The sequence below is a fragment of the Acidovorax sp. KPB24-03 genome, assembly GCF_057546605.1.
On sequence record NZ_BAAJYR010000861.1, the window covers coordinates 1 to 731 of the forward strand.

The following is a 731-nucleotide window of genomic DNA, read 5'->3' on the forward strand; positions in this document are numbered from 1 at the left end:
AGCGCAGGGGCTCGCCCTCGGTCTGCAGCCGCGCGGGCGCGGGCGGGCGAAAGGCCGAGGCCGGCGCGCCGGACTGCCCGAGGGCGAACCACTGCCGGCCATTGAAGGCGGTGAGCACCGGGCCGCGAAAGTACAGGTCGCTCTGCGGCGGCGCCGCGCCGCCCGGCGTGTCGAACTGCACGCGCATCGCCACGCTGTCGTCCAGCGCCAGCGAGGCGACGTTGCCGATCTCCATCTCGCCCGACAGCCCGCTGCGCCCCGAGGGGTTGTCGTTGGGCATGCCCCACAGGGGCGCCATCCGCGGGAACAGCAGGAACAGCGCCAGCATGATGGGCGCGCCCAGCAGCGCCATCTTGCCGGCCGTGCGCATGGATTGCGCCAGCGGCGGGCGGCCGACGGGCATGTGGGCGTTGACCAGGGCGGTGAGCAGCCCCAGCAGCGCGACCAGCATGGCGGTCGCCGTGAGCAGCGACTGCGAGAAGAAGAAGTTGCTGAGCATCGTGAAGAAGCCCAGGAAGAAGATGACCATGGCGTCGCGCCGCGCGCGCAGCTCCAGCGTCTTGAGCGCCAGCAGCATCACGATGAGCGTGACGCCCGCATCGCGCCCTACGATCGTGCGGTGCGACGCCAGCGTGAGCGCCACCGACACCACCAGCAGCCCGCCGGTGGCCCAGCGGCCCGGCAGGGGCCGGCCTTCCAGCGCCAGCCAGCCGCGCCAGGCCAGCACCAGG

Annotated in this window: 1 protein-coding gene; it reads right to left on the reverse strand. The window is 72.9% G+C overall.

Annotated elements, in window-relative coordinates; genetic code table 11:
- Positions 1-731: TgpA N-terminal domain-containing protein (locus AC27KI_RS26490; RefSeq protein WP_487116846.1), on the reverse strand; the 731-nt coding region annotated here is incomplete at both ends.